Origin of the sequence: Schlesneria sp., from assembly GCF_036405755.1 — a bacterium.
In the GTDB taxonomy this organism is placed as follows: Bacteria; Planctomycetota; Planctomycetia; order Planctomycetales; family Planctomycetaceae; genus Schlesneria; species Schlesneria sphaerica.
This window is the reverse complement of record NZ_DASWWZ010000725.1, coordinates 1-17,737: the sequence shown is the minus strand read 5'-3', so window position 1 is coordinate 17,737 and position 17,737 is coordinate 1. Positions and strand designations below refer to the sequence as shown.

Sequence of the window (17,737 nt, the reverse complement as noted above, 5' to 3'; positions counted from 1 at the left end):
CGAACAACGACGAATACTAAAGCATCTTTGAGGGAATGCTGGAGCACCGCAACCGGCGTGTGACGTACAGCGCCCATCGAAATCCGTGCTTGTCGCGGACGTCAGAATTCCAGATCAAGTAGAGAATAAGGTACCCCGATGAATGGTCTCCGCAGTCACGAGTTACTGCATCGCCGATCCAGTCGACTGCTGATCGTTGATATTCAGGAAAAACTCGTCGCCGCACTCGACGAATCGGCTCGATTCAGTCTGGTGGATGCCGTCCGGATCCTCGCTGCCAGTGCAAATCTGCTGCAAATTCCCGTCGTCGCCACGGAACAGTACCCTTCAGGGTTGGGTCCGACAGTTGCCCCATTGACGAAGTTCACTGACGTACGTCCCCCGAAGAAGCGATTCAGTGCAACGGAGAGTACGGGATGGCCGACCGCTGCCGAAGCCACGGATGATCGATTTCAGATCGTTGTCACAGGCATGGAATCGCACGTCTGCGTATTGCAGACGGTGATGGACCTGCTCGCTCTCGGGTATCAGACGTACGTCGTCGCGGATGGCGTCACCAGCCGTCGCTCCCTGGATCATCGCATCGCTCTGGAACGCATGGCCAATGCCGGCGCCATTATCACGACCGCCGAAAGCGTGGTGTTCGAATGGTGCGAGTCGGCCGAAGCCCCCGAGTTCAAACAGCTCAGCTCACTCGTAAAATCACGCCCTGTTTAGCTGCTCGCGTTGCTTCGATTGTCCATCTCCCAATCCTGGCAAACCTGCCAGAGGCATCTTCAGGCGAGTTTACGTCCTCGTCGTGATCACGCTGTTTCGCGCGCAGCCCATTATCCCGTGCGCTACTCATCCCCGGGTGTCCGCCCACGCGTGACGTCACGGTGGGCGTCAAGTGGACCACGATTCCTGGCGTGAACCAGACAGGTTCCCCGCCTTTCCTCCTCTCAACTGCTGAGAGAGAAACCCTCCCCGGCATCACGGCCCCTCAAAAGAGGGCTTGCTGGCTACATCGTCGCTGAATTCTGACCGTGCGATTCCCGTCATACGTCCCTCATGATGCAGATTCCGTTATAACGTCGTTGCTGTTCATCGCGTTAACATGACCGTCGATGCGGCGGAGTACCGGCGGCGGCGACTCAGCATGACAACAGACTCTCGATGGGGCGAATGGATGACTGCGATCCGCACACGATTTCGATTCTGGTCTGCGGCATTGGTCGTGAGCGTCCTTTCCTCCCTCGGTGCAGGACAATGCAGCCGGGCGGACGAACCATCGGCGGTCACAGAGGCATCTCGACCGACCGCCACGAACTACCGTATCCAAACCATCGCCGGAAATGGTCAACCGGGTGACACCCCAACACGGACACTCGTTCCCTGTGACGTCCCGGTAGATCTTCCGTTCGGCGTTGAGTATGGGCCTGACGGGGCACTTTACATCACCGTCATCGGCAGTCATCGCGTCCTGCGACTCGACCCTGCATCTAACGAGATGACGAGCGTAGCGGGGACGGGCAAGCGAGGACTCGACGGCGACGGTGGCCCTGCCACCCAGGCATCTCTCTTCGAACCATACGAGGTCCGCTTTGATTCCAAAGGTCACATGCTGATCCTGGAGATGCGGAACCATGTACTCAGACGTGTCGACGGCAAGACGGGCATCATTACGACGATCGCTGGCGACGGGACACCGGGCGGTGTCGGGGATGGCGGACCTGCGAAGAAGGCACAACTAAATCACCCTCACTGCTTTGCCCTGGATGAGCATGACAACATCTACATCGGCGACATCCTCAATCATCGCGTCCGGCGCATTGACGCCAAAACCGGGCACATTGAAACCGTCGTGGGAACGGGCAGCGAAGGAATCCCGCAGGAAGGAGGCGTCGCTCGCGAAGAACCGCTGACCATGCCGCAAGGGCTGGGAATCTATGACGGATCCCTCTGGGTGGCCTCGTTCAAATTACAGCGATTGTGGCGAGTCGATCTAAAAACCGGTTGGATCTACCACAAAGCAGGAACCGGTGAGCGGGGATTCACGGGAGACGGCGGCGATCCTCGACAAGCTACGTTCGACGGACCACGCGGGATGAAGATCTCACCTGACGGAATGCTCTACTTGCTGGAGGGTGAAAACAACATTGTGCGAGCCTATGATATCAACAACAACACCCTTCAGACGATTGCTGGCGTGGGCCCCCAATCCCACAAATACGAAGGAGACGGAATCCCTGCCAGACTTGCACCGTTATGGCAACCCCACGGTATTTGCCTCGTTAAGGATGGCTCACTGGTCATCAGCGATACAATCAACCACCGTGTCCGGCGTCTGATCCCCATCGCGAACGAAAAACCGTAGACTGCACCTGTTGATCGGCCCTGGTCGCCGATGGGACCGTCAAGAATTTTCTCATTCCAACAGCATTGAATGCCCCGCTATGGACGCTCTGAAACGCTTCCTCGATCCGACCACCCTGAACCGACTGAAGGGGCTGGAGCTGAAGGCACGATTGATTGTCGAAGGTTACGTCTCGGGGATGCACAAGAGTCCCTACCATGGGTTCTCGGTCGAGTTTGCGGAACATCGCGAATACGTTCCCGGCGACGATCTGCGCTACGTCGACTGGAAAGTCTTCGGCAAATCGGACCGCATCTACCTGAAGCAATACGACGAAGAAACCAATTTTGTCTGCCACCTGCTCGTCGATACCAGCGAGTCGATGACATATCGATCACCGAAAGCGATGTTTTCGAAGCTGGAGTATGCTCAGTACATCGCCGCCGCGTTTGCTTATCTGATCATCCATCAGCAGGACGCTGTCGGGCTGGCCACCTTCGATACATCCGTCCGACAGTTCCTGCGTCCCGGCAGCACCGCAGTTCAGCTTCGACAGCTTTGTCACACCCTGGAACAAAGTCCCAGCGGTGGGGAATCGTCGATCGGGCCGATTTTCCACGATCTGGCCGAACGGATCAAACGCCGGGGCCTGGTGGTCATCATCAGCGATTTCTTCGATGACCCTGAAACGCTCAAAAAGGGACTGAAGCACTTTCAGCATCGCCGACATGACGTGGTCTTACTGCAAGTGATCGACCCCGAAGAACAGGACTTCACCTTCGTCGACCCCACCCTGTTTAAGGGCCTCGAAAACCTCGGTGAGCAACTGACAGAACCGCGTGCGTTGCGGAAAGCGTATCAGAAAGAGTTCGAGGAATTCCTGAAAACAATCCGCTCGAGCGCCCGCGACTTCCATATGGACTATGTCCTGATGCGAACGGATCAACCACTGGAAGTGAATCTGCACGAATTCCTGTCGCGACGAATGCACCGTGCGGGGCGTCGCTGATTGAAGCTCCGCAACGGTTCACTCTCTCGTAGCCTGCTCTTTCCCTGCGGATATCACACAAAATCCCCGGTAGTCCCGTGAGTTCTGAAATCGAGAAACCCATGTCCGGTACCGACCTGCTGACCATGTCCGGCATCTCAAAGCGATTCGGGGCCACTCAAGCCCTGAAAGACGTCGCGTTGTCAGTGCGGGCCGGTGAAGTATTGGCTCTGATTGGAGAAAACGGCGCAGGCAAAAGCACGCTCATGAAGGTTCTGAGTGGAGCTCATCAGCCAGACTCCGGAAGCATGCAACTTGCAGGTCAGCCCTATTCCCCCGCTGGTCCGCACGAGGCGCGGATGGCGGGAGTGGGCATGATCTATCAGGAGCTGAATCTGGCGCCCGAGATGTCTGTTGAAGACAACATCATGCTGGGCCAGGAACCTTCCTGGTACGGTCTGCGTGATCGGAAGACACAGCGGCTGAAAGTTCGTAAGGTGCTCGACCTGCTGGGGCACCCCGACCTGCAGCCGAATACCCCCGTCGCAAAGCTCTCGATTGCGGTTCGACAACTGGTCGAGATTGCCCGGGCGCTGGCTTCCGATTCCAAGGTCCTGGTATTCGATGAACCGACCAGTTCACTGACCCGGCAGGACGTCGATCATTTGTTCGCCGTCATTCGCAAGCTGCGGGGTGCGGGCTACGGAATCGTCTACATCAGCCATTTTCTCGAAGAAATCCGTCAGGTCTGCGACAGCTATGCCGTCCTGCGGGACGGTCACTCTGTTGGCAGCGGCCGGCTTGCGGACGTCAGCGACTCGGAAATCGTCTCACTGATGGTGGGACGGGGAGTCGCAGATCTGTTCCCCGTCGTCCCGCATACCCCCGGAGAACCCCTGTTAACCGTGACGACTCTCAGCGGTACCCGGGCACCGGTAGGAGCTTCGCTGGAGCTGCGACGGGGCGAAATTCTGGGATTGGCCGGTCTTATCGGGGCGGGACGGACAGAATTGCTGCGCTGCCTGTTCGCACTCGACCCGGTCCGAAAAGGCGAAGTGAAAGTCGCAGGGATCGAGATCGAACATAAAACGCAATCCCGTATGCATGCGGGACTCGGTCTGGTCTCCGAAGATCGGAAAGAAGAAGGGCTGGCCCAGAATCAGTCGATCGCGGACAACCTGACGATCAGTCGACTCCAACCCTACACTCGTGTCGGATTTTTGCGACTCGGGCAGCGACGCAGCGAAGTAGCGCGATGGATGCAGCGACTGCAGGTCAAGGCCGCTTCGCCCGATCAGACCATCGGACAATTGTCTGGAGGAAATCAGCAGAAGGTGGCGATCGCACGCGTCCTGCACCAGCAGGCCGACATCCTGCTGCTCGATGAACCGACACGCGGAATCGACGTGGGGACAAAGGCCGAAATTTACAAATTAATGGGCGAACTGGCAGCCGAGGGAAAAGCCGTACTCTTTGTCAGCTCGTTCCTCCCGGAACTCCTGGCCGTCTGCGATCGAATTGGCGTCATGTCCGACGGCATCCTGCGTGACGTTCGTCCGGCCAGTGAATGGACAGAAGAATCCATCATGAGTGTGGCGGTCGCAAAAACGGATCACACACCGGTGAGTGCTTGATCCGCACCACGATGCAGCTCGCTGACAGGATTGGCCGTAAGGAACACTTCCCCTCACGGACCAGGCGCGACTGCAGTTTCTCTGCCGCCATCAGTGCCATTCATGCCGCGAACGCTTCCAGAAACTCACTCGTATGCGAAACGAGATGAGCCTGGAAGTTTGGCATTCGGTCGTTGAAAGGTTTTGCGGTAAGAATTCACCGCGCAGAGCGGTGAGGGCGATGGTGCCTCGTTCGCTCTGCGCGATCTCTACAGAACCTGATTCTCGATCGCGACATCGACGAAATCAGTTTGCTTCCTTGATGCGAATGCGTCGGTATTCCATCTGACCTCGATCCCCCTCCAGTCCAATCGGCCCCGATGCAGGCAGTTGCAGAGCCTCTTCCAGGACTTCTCCGTTGCAGGTGCAGTGTGCCACGTTTCCTTTAACCGTGACCACCAGTTCGTTCCACTCCTGCGGCCGGTACTTCGTGAGGTTCTTGTAGGGTCCCGCCAGAGGATAGTCGCGGCATTGCAGTTGAGGCTTCCGGATGAAGACACCGCTGTCCGCATTCGGAGTGGCCCGGAATTCGAGCTTCAAGACAAAGTCTTTGCCGAACTCACGCGTCGTCCACAATTCTTGGCCGCGGCGTCCTTCAGGAGGAGTGGCAATGATCAGGCGTCCGTGCCGGGCGAGATAGCGACCGTCCGGAGTTGCCTCTTTGCCATCAACACTGGCTTTCGGGGCCAGCGATTGAGGATCCCGAATCCCCCAGCCAGTGAGGTCTTTTCCGTTGAAGAGACTGACGTACCCCTCTTCAAGTTCAAAGTCGTCATCGGTTGTTTCGATAAAATTGAGCGTTGCCAGGATCGGACGCAAGGCGGCGGCCCATTTCGCATAGCCCATTTCATTGGGATGCAGCAGATCAGGGAACTCGACCGCTTTCGCATCCCCCTTTTCATCTGCAAACAAAGGCCAGGTCTCAATGAGAGTCACCTGGGGATCCCCTTTGACGACCTCGGCATACAGTCTGTTGGTCTCCTGAATCTTGTCAGCCGGGCGAGAGACAGTGGCCGAACTGGGGAAAATCTGGCAGAGCACAATCGGCATTTTGGGATTATGGGCTTTGAGCTTCGCAATGATCAGTTTCATGTTACCGGCGACATCTTTGGGATCAGCCTTCTCACCGATATCATTCGTCCCAAACATCATGACGACGCCTGCAGGATTGAGAGACAGCACGTCATCACGGAGTCGGATCAGGATGCCTCGTGACGTGTCACCGCTGATGCCACGGTTGGCCACTTTCACCCCCGGAAACTGGCCCCCAATGTCATCCCCCCATCCCTGAGTAATCGAGTCACCAAGAAAAACGAGCGCATTCTGATCAGCTTCAACCCGCTTCGACCACGCCGTGCGCCGCTGCATCCACAGATCACGGAACCAGTCCGCACGGCGAATCGGTCCCGCTCCCGGCAAGCCTGCATCCGTTGCAGGGATCTCCAGTCCCGTTTTTTCTTTCTGATCCTGGGCCTTCAGCAAGGAACAAGTGGTCAAGTATCCCAAACCGCTCATGGCGACGACAAGAAGAGTCACACCGACATGCGGCAACCAGCGCGTGTACGTTTTCATTTCAAAGTCCAGAGAGAACAGACCACAAGTTCAACAGTTTCAAAGGCATTCCCAGGGAATGCCCATCTGGTTCGCTATCATAGGTGGAATCGGGTCGACTTTGCGACAGGTCGACACGGCTCGCCTCATTCCGTTGCGATTGGAATTCGGACAGCATTCGTCATGTCGCGCGAAGCCAACTCACGATTTCACTGATCCTGCTTTTTCGCTGAAGCTCGAGGATCCTTTCCGTGAGCAAACACGTGATCCAAAGCCGCTTTGAGGTCAAGTCGCTGAAACGTCAGTTTTGTCGCATCATCGGTGACGGGCTTGCCGGTTGTCTGGAAAATCTTGAGCATGGCTTCGGGGAGGTTCTTCCCGTCTGATTTCCAGTCGTATTCGGTCTTCTCAATCGCTTCACTGAGAAGCATCACAGATCCGCAAAGAATGGCATTGGAAGAACTGGTTGCGGAGGCAGGAACAACCAGATCGACTTTGGCATCCCGATCCTGCGTGACCACGTCTTCACCCGGTTGCACGGCCCCGATGGCGAAACAGTTGGGTTGGCAGGCGGGCCACGAAATACCGTTCGCAAACCCGTGATTCCCCGTCGGAGCACTCACCCAGATCCCCAGTTCCCTCAGTTGAGCCAGCTTGTCGTCAATTTCCGTATCGACCGGCTTGGCGTGGGCCAGATCGTCGACGGGAGCCAGATTGACGACCGCAATACGGTATTTCTTGTGATGGTCGATGACCCATTGAAGTCCGCGCGAGAGCGGTAGGCTATCGGCGACGTTGCAGTGGCAACATTCCAGTCCGCGAATGATCGCAACCTGATTGTTGTAGGCCACGCCCCATTTCCCCATGAAGTTCAGTGACGAAGGGACGCCGATCGTGGATCCGTGGTAGCCCCGTCCCTCGTGCCGGGGGTCGTCATCGCCATCCACACTGTCATACGTCACGAGAACTTTGGGAACGCCATTAACCGGCGTGGACCATTCCGGCATCGAAAGCTTGCAACCATCGTCCAAAAGAGCCAGCGTCTGGTTTTTTCCAAACGTCAGCACATCGCTGTACGCTTCCCAGGCGTCAACGACCCGGGCGTGCTGAAAAGCGAGCGGCTCGACAGGCTCGCCGGCGACCAGCCGGCCCACGGGGAATAAACAAATCGCAGTGATGAAAATTGATCTGATCATGGTATACGGATCCTTGAGATGCAGAACTTCGTCACGGATTCTTCCTGCAGGACACGGCCGAGCGTCACCGCTGGCGTCGTCAGTCGGCAACCCGGCACCTTCCGGAGGGCTCGGTGGACCCCATGGCTGGCACCGTCCCGGGTGGCCGGAACCAGTGGTGTGGCCTATAACTTCCATTCGGCCCCTGTAAAATTGCACTCGACCGAGATGCCCGCGTATGTCGACAGGTCCGAGAATACCGGCTTTCAGGACGGACTGCCCTCATTTCCAGCAAGATTGCGATTTCCATGCGATTGAACGAACTGATTTCGGAACTGGACGATCTTGAGCCGGAAGAGAAACTGCAATGGCTGGTTGAATTTGCGGATGAGCTACCTGCCGTTTCTCCCGAAAAACGAGTCGTGCCGTTCCCGGAATCCTGCCGTGTCCAGGAATGCCAGACCCCTGTTCATCTTTGGGTTGGTACGCAGGAAGGAAAAATCCACCTCGAAGCCGATGTCCCCGCCAAATCGCCGACGGTCCGGGGACTGGTGGCCCTGGTCGTCTGCGGACTGCAGGGTGAACCCGTTTCGGCGGCGCTGTCCTTGCCAGACGACATGGTGGCGCACGTCGGTCTGGATGCCGTGTTAGGGATGACGCGACAGCAGGGATTTCGCGGCGTCATCGCCCGAATCAAGCGGGAACTTCAGGATTCCCAGCCGTCTTAAAGTTCGTGCCCGGCTGTCGGTCGACTGACTGATCAAAAGCCTGCACCGGGGCTGTCGAGTCTGCGGGGGTCGGGGCGTGGATTTCGAGCTGTTCTAGAAAAAATCAGCAGATTCATCTCCACTTCTGTGAATGAATGGTTATTCTGTTCATCGAAAAGACTGACTTCTCTGCATCCCAGACCAGACATGATACGGTGGAGGTTTTTCCCGCAAGTCGGTGGTCCATCTGACGCGCAGAACGAAATCCTCGACGAGAGGAATTCCTGAAAAGAGTCGAATTTTCGAGGAATTTGCGTGCCTGTTTGATTTTCCGCCTTCCTGCTGAGCCCAACGTGTCAAAAATGGGAAGATCACGATTGCCATCGTCAGATTGGAGTCGTTCTTTATCGCCAATACCTTGAATTGCGACTTCTGTGTCGAAGTCGCCTGTAGCGGGTTGGATCTCTGGTCGACACAACGCATCGAAGTCCGAGCCGCGCAAGTTTTTTGACACTTTGAGGGGAACTCTGTTTTATGACCACACTCGCGAAACAAGGACGTGCAAACCCTGAAGCCAGCGAACCGCAAACCAGAAGCCGGATGATGCTTACCCCCCCTGACGAAGTTGCTCCCCGCCTGTTACCGTCAACTGAACTCCCGGCTTACACCTACGTTCCTGGTACAGATACACCGCACCCTTACCGCGATGCTCGAGGTCACAGCTATCAGCGTAAACAGCCTTCGCCCAAGATGCTGACCCCAACCAACTGGTTCGAAAATCGCCACTACCTGCTGGCGCTCGACTACTTCAACCACGGTTACTACTGGGAATCGCACGAAGACTGGGAGCGATTGCTGCGAACGACCGGGTCGGATAGCGCCGTCGGACGATTCCTCAAGGGGCTGGTGAAGCTTTCGGCAGCAGGAGTCAAGGTTCGAGAAAACAGCATTCACGGCGTCCGACGCCATGCCGCCTCCGCTGGCGAAGTCTTCGCAGACGTCGCAGCAGAAGTCGGAACGGAATTCTTCTGCGGTCTCGAATTCACGACCCTGCAATTCGCCGCTGATCGTGCCGCCCAAATCAACTACTCGGACAAACTTGGCTCACCCCGTCAGCCCACCCGAGTCTTTCCGTTTGTCCTGAACACGGAACCATTTACGATTTCCTGAGCTCAAGCAGGGATCATTACAAATCCGCAAGTCCGGCACGATCCGTCCTGCCGGACTTTTTCATTGTCTCACCCCCGCTCATTCCCCGGTCCTTGCCCATTGTCTGACTCTCGCCAATGTGCACTCCTGACCCTTAGAGCGCGGTACCATTTCCTGCCCTTCTTAACCGGTCAGTCATGGTTGTACCGCGTAGAAAGCCCGTTCCCGTCAGGCGCTGCGATCGCCACTGCCCGCCAGCTTCATCCGTCCAATTCGGGACAGCCGGGCACTGTGGACGGGATGGGGGGCTGTTCGGAGTGAAGCAGGGAGCCAAGCAGCGCGGGGAATTTTCTCGTCGGTCGGTTCTTTGAGAACCGGAAGTCGCAGCCCCTGGTTGGCCGACTTATAGCGTTCCAGATCGACAGGATGGATGTAGATTCGTTTCGCCGTGACGAGTTCACAAATCAACTCGCAAAGTGGCTGACTCATCCCTGACCACAGGACCGTATTCGGGTTCGATCGAGACGCCAGCCCTTGTTCTCCAGTGACTTCAAGATACGGCTGGAAGTCCCGCACGAGCTCCCAAAACAGAACTTCTCCCCCTTTGCGGATGTATTCGACCATCGCGGCCTTGATCTGCCCTGCTGCGGCAAGCTGAGCCCAGGGTGCAAGCGGGGCCTGGTGATCTGCTTCGACCACCCGCTGACCAGTGTCGAACCGGCGCTCTGCCTCAAGCATGGCGGTGACCCGGCTGTCTGACGTGGCCCGGCGGCAGCGGTCCTGAGCCCAGTTTCGCAACGCAAAAATTTTGTCTTCCATCGTGACCGACAGAGGAACGGTCGTCCGCCATGCCTGTTCGAGTTCTTCCTGCGACAGGACACGTCCCTTGCCGAACGCGTCGATCAAGGCCGTCACAACGATCTGTTCCAGTTCCGCTCCGCTGAACCCCTCCGTTCGCCGCGCCAGGTCATCCAGATCGAACTGCTCGGTCTTCCATCCTCGTTTTTTGAGGTGAATGCCCAGGACATGCTTTCGTTCGTCAAAGTTAGGTAAATCGACGAAGAAGAGTTCGTCGAACCGCCCCCTGCGCAGCATTTCCGGCGGGAGGTTTTCGACCGAGTTTGCCGTGGCAACAACGAAAACTGGCTTCTGTACTTCGGCCATCCAGGTCAGAAAGGTCCCGACTAGTCTGAGCATCGTTGCGTCGGCGGCTCCCGTTCCATCCCCTTCGACCCCGGCGAAACCTTTCTCGATTTCGTCGAGCCACAACACCGCGGGCGCAATGGATTCGACTAGCTCCAATACCGTCCGCATGTTCTTTTCAGACTCGCCACGCTGAGCCCCCAGCAGCGCCGCGATGTCCAGACGCATCAAGGGAAAGCTGAGCAACCGAGCGGTGGCGCGCGCGGTCAGGCTTTTTCCGCAGCCCTGGACCCCGAGCAGTAACACACCACGCGGTAAGGGCACCCCCTGCTCACGGGCTCGTGGCGTGTACGCTTCGGCCCGTTTGGAAAGCCATCCTTTGAGCTGGTCGAGCCCGCCGATGTCGTTGACGTTTTCCTCGAGGTCATAAAATTCCAGCAGGTCGGACCCCGATGCCAGTGTCCGCTTTTCCGCGATCAGCAGGGTAAAGACATCGTCGTCCAGCCGTGTGCGACCCTTCAGAGCACGGACCCACGCGCGGCGTGCTTCCTGGCTGGTCAGCCCCATCACCGCCTTGATCAGGCGATCCTCGTTGTCACTCTCGAGAACCAGTGACAACGCTGCGGTCTCGTGCAATTGGGCGATCGTCTGATCGAACTGTTCACGCAGGTCTTCATACCCCGGAAGCGGAAGCTCGATCCTGACGGAATCCTTTTCGAGTTCAACCGGAACCTGCATCACAGGCCCGAACAGCAGCAGCGTTTTTTTCTGACGGACCAGTTCCGGCAACAGATCGCGCACTCGTCGCAGTATGACCGGGTCAGTCAGATACGGATGGAAGTCCTTCAACAGGAACAGATGCCCTGCGGGAAAATTCGACAGCAGTTCGAGCAGTCGCGTCGCGCTGACGGGGTTGTCCGAAGCATGGCTGACGTCAGGCTGTAAGCCTCTGGTGATCGTCCATGTGACGAGGTTCCGCTCTGTCTCCAAGGCAAGCTCTGTCAGTTTACGTTCCCACCGGTCCTCCTCATTCGTCCTGAGGAATAACAGGGGATAGCCTGCTTCGATACGGGACCTTACGTCATGCAGGGCGCCATCAGTTTTCATCTGCGATCACGACCCCCTTCTTCAAGATGACGTTCGCATAAACCGCAGTTTCGCCAGTAGCGACGATCGCGTAGGCCGACTTGGCGAAATCGTAGAACCGAAATCGTTCGATGGGCCGGAGTTCGATTTCGCGACCTTCATGCTTCGACAGCACTTTGCGATATTCGGCCCAGATCGGGGGATCTGACGCTCCCGCGTCGACGGGTTGCATGACACTGGCGGGATGATCAACGAACGTATCCAGCGGGAAAAACTTCATAATGGCATCGAGGATCTCGACGCCGCCATGACCATCAGCGCGCACGACTCGCTGGGCACAGCTCTCGGCAGGAAAATTTCCATCAGCAATCACAATTTCGTCGCCGTGCCCCATGCGCATCAGGACTGACATCAGCTCAGGCGAAATAATCGGAGGAATCTTCTTCAGCATGGTCGAGCACCGTCATAGCAATATAGAATGGACACAGAACTTCACGACGCCGACAGACTCGGTCGGTGCCTGAACTTTCTATCGAAGCCGATCCACTTGCGCCTAGGAAGGTTGTGGAACGGAGCAACGATGCCGTCTGAAGGTGGGTTTTGTCAATATGGTGATTGGCTGCGCAAACGCGACCTCCCTGAGTCTGTTTCATCCGGTCATCCAAGAGTGGTTTCGCTCCCGCTTCGCCGGTCCGACCGAACCCCAGGAACAGGGCTGGCCACAAATCGTCGCGGGACGTGACATTCTCATCGCGGCTCCCACAGGAAGCGGAAAGACTTTGACCGCGTTTCTGGCCGCCATCGACCGACTGTTTCAACAGGCAGAACAAGGTTGCCTCGGCTCGGAAATCCGCGTCGTCTATATCTCGCCCCTGCGGGCTCTCTCCAACGACATGCACCGCAATCTGGAGCAACCGCTGTCAGAAATTCTGGCTCTTGCAGAAGAGATGGGCCTCGAGATTCCACCGGTCCGTGTCGGCTTGAGAACGGGAGATACGACTGCGGCGCAGCGGGCGGCCATCGTACGCCGTCCTCCGCACATCCTTGTGACGACCCCCGAGTCGCTCTACCTGATGCTGTCGAGTCCCCGCAGCCGGGAAGCGTTGCAGTCGGTTGAGACGGTCATCGTCGACGAAATCCATGCGCTGGTGCGGGACAAACGGGGCTCACATCTGGCGATCACCCTCGAACGACTCGCCGCCCTCTCGAACCGTCCACTGCAACGGATCGGGCTGTCGGCGACGCAGCGTCCCATGGACCGGATTGCCCGCTTCCTGGTCGGATGCGGACCGAAGAAAGAGCGTGTGGAAACGTCGATCCATGTCCCCCGACGTCGACGCCGCACGGGACTGCTTCCGTTCGATGACGAAGTCATTGTCACGCTTCCGTCACGCAATCAACTGAGCCTTAATGAGGCGGCTTCCCCAACTCACGATGTTCACGGGCCCAGCGATCCGACGCTGCCCGTGATTCTCGACATTGGACATCGACGGGAACTGGACCTGGCCATCGAAGTCCCCCCCAGCGAACTCGGCGCCGTCTGCATGCACGAGCAATGGGCCGAAGTCAATGAGCGAATTGTCGAACTGATCCAGTCACACCGTGCGACCCTGATCTTCGTGAACACGCGCCGCCTGGCCGAACGATTGACGCATCAACTGAGCGAGCTGTTGGGCGAAGATGTCATCAGCAGCCACCATGGTTCGCTCGCCTACAAACACCGACACGATACAGAACAGCGACTGAAATCGGGGCAGCTCAAAGCGGTCGTCGCGACCGCTTCGCTCGAAATGGGAATTGATGTCGGCTATGTCGATCTGGTGATCCAGATCGGCTCACCCCGGAATATCGCGACGTTCCTGCAACGGATCGGACGGTCGGGGCACGCTCTGGGACTGATTCCCAAAGGACGCTTGTTCGCGTTGACCCGAGATGAACTGTTCGAATGCATGGCCATCATGCGGGCGATTCGTGCAGGTCGTCTCGATATCGTCCCGATCCCTGTCGCGCCACTCGACGTCCTGGCCCAGCAGATCGTCGCTGAAGTCGCCTGCCAGGAATACGGCACCGATCAGCTCTTCGACCTCGTACGCCGTGCTGCCCCCTATTCTGAACTCACGCGGTATGAGTTTGATCGCATCATTCGCGTCCTCAGCGAGGGGATGACACCCGGTGGCGAAAGAAGCCGCGTCTTCCTGCACCACGATCAGGTCGGACGACGCGTCCGGGCTCGGCCGGGAGCCCGAATGGCCGCGATCGCCAATGCAGGAGCCATTCCCGAAGTCTTCGCCATTCGAGTCGTGACCGAAGAAGACCATACCGTGGTAGGGTCTGTTGACGAAGATTTCGGGACCGAAAGTCAGTCCGGTGACATTTTCCTGCTGGGTAACACCTCGTGGCGAATTCGCTATCTGCGAGGCGGAGACCTGTTCGTCACGGATGCGGGAGGGGCCCCTCCGACGATTCCCTTCTGGCGAGGAGAAGCCCCCGGACGAACGTACGAATTGTCTGAAGAAGTCTCACGCCTGCGTGAGGATCTTGAAGCACGGATCGACGATCCTGCCGCTGCGGAAGAGTGGCTGGTGCTGGAAGCCCACGTCAACCTGGAAACAGCCCACCAGGCTGTGGAGTACGTGCGGGCTCAGAAAGCAGCGATCGGCCTGATTCCCACCATTAAACGAGTCGTGTTTGAACGCTTCTTTGATGAGAGCGGTGGAATGCAGCTCGTGATTCACGCCCCATTCGGCACACGCATCACGCGCGCGTGGGGCCTGGCCATGCGAAAGCGGTTCTGTCGTTCGTTCGATTTCGAACTTCAGGCCAATGCTGACGACGACGGCATCGTCCTCTCACTGGGACCGCAGCACAGCTTTCCTCTGGAAAGTATGTTCCCCATGCTGAATCCCAAAAACGTCCAGGCATTGTTCGAGCAGGCCGTGCTGGTAGTCCCCATATTCCAGAACCGCTGGCGCTGGAACGCAACGCGGGCATTACAGGTCTCGCGCGCCAAACACGGGAAGAAAGTTCCCCCCGCCCTGCAGCGGTTCCGCAGCGAAGATCTGCTGACCGCAGTCTTCCCGAAACTAACCGGCTGTCAGGAGCATGTCGTCGGGGATATCGAACTGCCCGATCATCCGCTGGTCAAACAGACCATGGACGACTGCCTGTACGAAGCCCATGACATGGATGCCCTGAAAGAGGTTCTGCGCCGTGTCGAACAGGGTGAAATCGAATTCATTGCCCGCGACACGCGCGAGCCGTCACCGTTCAGCTACGAACTCATTAACGCCAATCCCTATGCCTTCCTGGATGGGGGCGAAGTTGCGGAACGACGGGCCCGGGCGGTGTCGACACGTCGTTCGCTGTCGGTGGAAAGCGTACAGGACTTGGGACGACTTGATCCGGAAGCGATCTTCCAGGTCGTGCTCGAAGCCCAGCCCTTTGTCCGCAACCCTGACGAACTGCATGATGCGCTCCTCAGCCGAATCCTGCTGCCCGAAAGTGAAGGAGTGGAATGGCGAGAATTTTTCAACGAGCTGGCAACCGACGGTCGAGCGACACTGGTCACCTGCCCCACGGACGAGTCGCCTCTTCAACAAAGTCTCAGTGAAAAACAGAGTCACAGCGAAAGCTCTGGCCGGAAAAAGGGATCCGGTACGAATCTCATGACAGCCGGGTCACGGCGATACTGGGCGGCGACCGAACGCGTTCCCGCGATCCTCGCCGTCTTCCCCGGCGCCACTCTAAGCCCCGCTGTCAAAGTCCCGGTCGAGGTCCGACATGACTGGGAATCGACGGACGCCCGAGTCGCCATTGTGCGAGGTCTGCTCGAAACGTGTGGTCCGATCACCGGGAAGGGCGTCAGCGAGCGGACGGGAATCACTGAAAGCCAGGCAAGTGCCGCTCTGGAAGCTCTTGAAGGTGAAGGAGTGGTCCTGCGAGGTCGTTTCCAGCAGTCGGCGGAACGTGGAATGGACCCGGATGCGGAGCAGCTCAAAATCGATGCCCCGGACGAATCCGGTGAAGGCCGGCATTTCCCCAGCGAAACCACGACGGAGTGGTGCCATCGCCGACTGCTGGCACGCATCCATCGCCTGACGCTCGACGGGCTGCGAAAGCAGATCGAACCGGTCAGCGTCGAGGTGTATATCCGGTTTCTGACACGGCATCACGGAGTTTCATGGTCGCACCGTCGAGCTGGCGCAAACGGCCTGTTTGAGGTGATCGCACAACTACAGGGAATCGACATTCCCTCGGTGGCGTGGGAACGCGATATCCTCCCGCTGCGAATCGACAACTATCAGTCCGAATGGCTGGATGAACTTTGCCTGACGGGCGAGGTCGGTTGGGGTCGCCTTTTCCCCCCACCGCGCAATCCCGAGAAGTCCCGGCCGATGGCCAGCCTGACGCGCGTCGCCCCCATTTCCTTATTCCTGCGGCAAGATGCCGAATGGCTCTGCTGCCGCGCTCCGGAAATGGATGTCGGTGAACTGAGCAGCGTGGCCCGGCAAGTCTATTCGCTCCTCCAGCAGCGTGGAGCGATGTTCGCCGCCGATCTGCTGGTCGCGACGCGAATGCTGCAGGATCATCTCGAAGACGCCCTGGGTGAGTTAGTCACGCGAGGGATCTTAACTGCCGACGGCTTCGCAGGACTTCGGTCGCTGGTGGGTGACAAGACCACTCCGTCTCGCAAGCCAAGCCGACTGAAGGTTGAGCGTAAACGAACAACCAAGTCCGCCATCGGACGGTGGGCCATTCGTCCCGTCCATCTCGAGAACACGGCTTGCCCAACCGACTTGGCAGGCGGGCAATGCAGTGTGCCTGCAGGTACCGCATCAATAGCAGGACAAGCGGCGGAAGTTCGGACTCCAACCGAGGATGCTCGTGTCCGCGCTACCAAGACGGCCGAGGACTGGGCGTGGCAACTGCTTCGCCGCTGGGGTGTCGTGTTTCGCGATTTGCTCGCCCGGGAAGATGGAGCCCCGCCGTGGTTTGACCTGCTGCAGGTCTTGCGGCGGCTGGAAGCGCGAGGCGAAATCCGTGGTGGACGCTTCATCGCGGGGGTCGCTGGCGAACAGTTCGCTCTGGCAGACAGCGTCCAACAGCTACGGCGACTGCGTGACGAAGGCCCGACTCAAGAACTGATCGTGATTTCCGCAGCCGATCCGCTCAACCTGGTGGGAATCGTTACGCGGCAGGAACGGGTCCCCAGGACCGCCTCGAATCGCGTTGCCTACCTGGACGGAACGCCGGTCGCCTACCTCCAGGGGGGTGAAGTCTACTGGTTGGCACAACCACCGCGGGAAGCCATGCCATCCATTCTGAACCGGCTGCGGCACCCCTCACTCGTCCCCGTGGATCCCGCCAGCAAATCCGATCTCAAAGCCTGTCTGCAGAAGAACTGAGCGACCGGTGGCAAGACGATCGATCGGCGACCTTCGTCAGGCTGCCCTTACGGGTGGCGCGAGAGGAAATCGTCGATCATCGGAATCAGTTCGGAACTGGCGTCCTCCAGGATATAGTGTCCGCAATCCGGGTAGCGGTGGAGTTCCGCCTCAGGAAAGCGGGCGAGCCATTCTTTGAGGAAGTGCTCATCAAAGACGAAATCCTTGTCACCCCAGCCGATCATCATCGGAATTCCCTTCAATCGCTCCAGCCGGTTTTCAACCTGAGTGACGAGTTCGTAGCCGCGATCGCCCGGTTTCAGCGGAATATCCTGCACGAATCGATGTACGGCGATGCGGTTGGCCCATGAGTTGTACGGTGCACAATAAGCATCCGCGACAGCCTTCGGCATGGGATTGCGTGTCACACACGAACGGACGGCCCCCCGACTGAAGGCGTTGAAACCTCGGACCAGCAGACCTCCGATGGGACTGCGTGCCAGCTTCAGTTGCCAGGGAACCCCCTTGGTTTTGGGCAGGTGGAAT

At 58.1% G+C, this 17,737-nt stretch carries 12 protein-coding genes; 7 read left to right on the top strand and 5 right to left on the bottom strand.

The window, feature by feature from the left end; genetic code table 11:
- Positions 1-138: 138 nt before the first annotated feature.
- From VGE80_RS23900 to VGE80_RS23885, 4 genes are all read left to right on the top strand, one after another.
- The gene (locus VGE80_RS23900) at positions 139-717 is read left to right on the top strand and encodes an isochorismatase family protein (protein ID WP_397571420.1); all 579 of its coding nucleotides are present in this window, start codon (positions 139-141) and stop codon (positions 715-717) included.
- Positions 718-1,138: 421 nt separating this feature from the next.
- Entirely contained in the window at positions 1,139-2,356 is a 1,218-nt protein-coding gene (locus VGE80_RS23895; RefSeq protein ID WP_440594396.1) for a hypothetical protein, read from the top strand.
- 79 nt (positions 2,357-2,435) lie between these two features.
- Positions 2,436-3,344 (top strand): DUF58 domain-containing protein, encoded by a 909-nt coding sequence (locus VGE80_RS23890; RefSeq protein ID WP_397571422.1) that lies wholly within the window; start codon positions 2,436-2,438, stop codon positions 3,342-3,344.
- Between the two features lie 101 nt (positions 3,345-3,445).
- Complete coding sequence (locus tag VGE80_RS23885; RefSeq protein WP_440594395.1) at positions 3,446-4,957, top strand: sugar ABC transporter ATP-binding protein; 1,512 nt, start codon at positions 3,446-3,448, stop codon at positions 4,955-4,957.
- A gap of 285 nt (positions 4,958-5,242) precedes the next feature.
- Here the strand turns inward: VGE80_RS23885 and VGE80_RS23880 are convergent, their stop codons facing one another.
- Together VGE80_RS23880 and VGE80_RS23875 are read right to left on the bottom strand one after the other, a co-directional pair.
- Positions 5,243-6,568, bottom strand: a complete 1,326-nt coding sequence (locus VGE80_RS23880; RefSeq protein ID WP_440594394.1) for a GDSL-type esterase/lipase family protein — start codon at positions 6,566-6,568, stop codon at positions 5,243-5,245.
- A 188-nt stretch (positions 6,569-6,756) separates the two neighbouring features.
- Complete coding sequence (locus VGE80_RS23875) at positions 6,757-7,743, bottom strand: S8 family serine peptidase (protein WP_440594393.1); 987 nt, start codon at positions 7,741-7,743, stop codon at positions 6,757-6,759.
- A 287-nt stretch (positions 7,744-8,030) separates the two neighbouring features.
- Here VGE80_RS23875 and VGE80_RS23870 point away from each other — a divergent pair, with 287 nt between their 5' ends.
- Complete coding sequence (locus tag VGE80_RS23870; RefSeq protein WP_440594392.1) at positions 8,031-8,450, top strand: SufE family protein; 420 nt, start codon at positions 8,031-8,033, stop codon at positions 8,448-8,450.
- 513 nt (positions 8,451-8,963) lie between these two features.
- Positions 8,964-9,599, top strand: coding sequence for a DUF309 domain-containing protein (locus VGE80_RS23865; protein WP_440594391.1), 636 nt, complete (start codon positions 8,964-8,966; stop codon positions 9,597-9,599).
- Positions 9,600-9,806: 207 nt separating this feature from the next.
- Here the strand turns inward: VGE80_RS23865 and VGE80_RS23860 are convergent, their stop codons facing one another.
- Together VGE80_RS23860 and VGE80_RS23855 are read right to left on the bottom strand one after the other, a co-directional pair.
- Positions 9,807-11,828 (bottom strand): AAA family ATPase, encoded by a 2,022-nt coding sequence (locus VGE80_RS23860; protein WP_440594390.1) that lies wholly within the window; start codon positions 11,826-11,828, stop codon positions 9,807-9,809.
- Complete coding sequence (locus VGE80_RS23855) at positions 11,818-12,258, bottom strand: RbsD/FucU family protein (RefSeq protein WP_373650404.1); 441 nt, start codon at positions 12,256-12,258, stop codon at positions 11,818-11,820. Before VGE80_RS23855 ends, VGE80_RS23860 begins: the two co-directional genes overlap by 11 nt.
- Positions 12,259-12,415: 157 nt before the next feature.
- Here VGE80_RS23855 and VGE80_RS23850 point away from each other — a divergent pair, with 157 nt between their 5' ends.
- The gene (locus VGE80_RS23850; protein ID WP_440594397.1) at positions 12,416-17,212 is read left to right on the top strand and encodes a DEAD/DEAH box helicase; all 4,797 of its coding nucleotides are present in this window, start codon (positions 12,416-12,418) and stop codon (positions 17,210-17,212) included.
- A 47-nt stretch (positions 17,213-17,259) separates the two neighbouring features.
- On the opposite strand, the gene VGE80_RS23845 is transcribed toward VGE80_RS23850, so the two are convergent.
- On the bottom strand, positions 17,260-17,737 hold a 478-nt coding region (locus tag VGE80_RS23845; RefSeq protein ID WP_440594389.1), incomplete at its 5' end, for an alpha/beta fold hydrolase.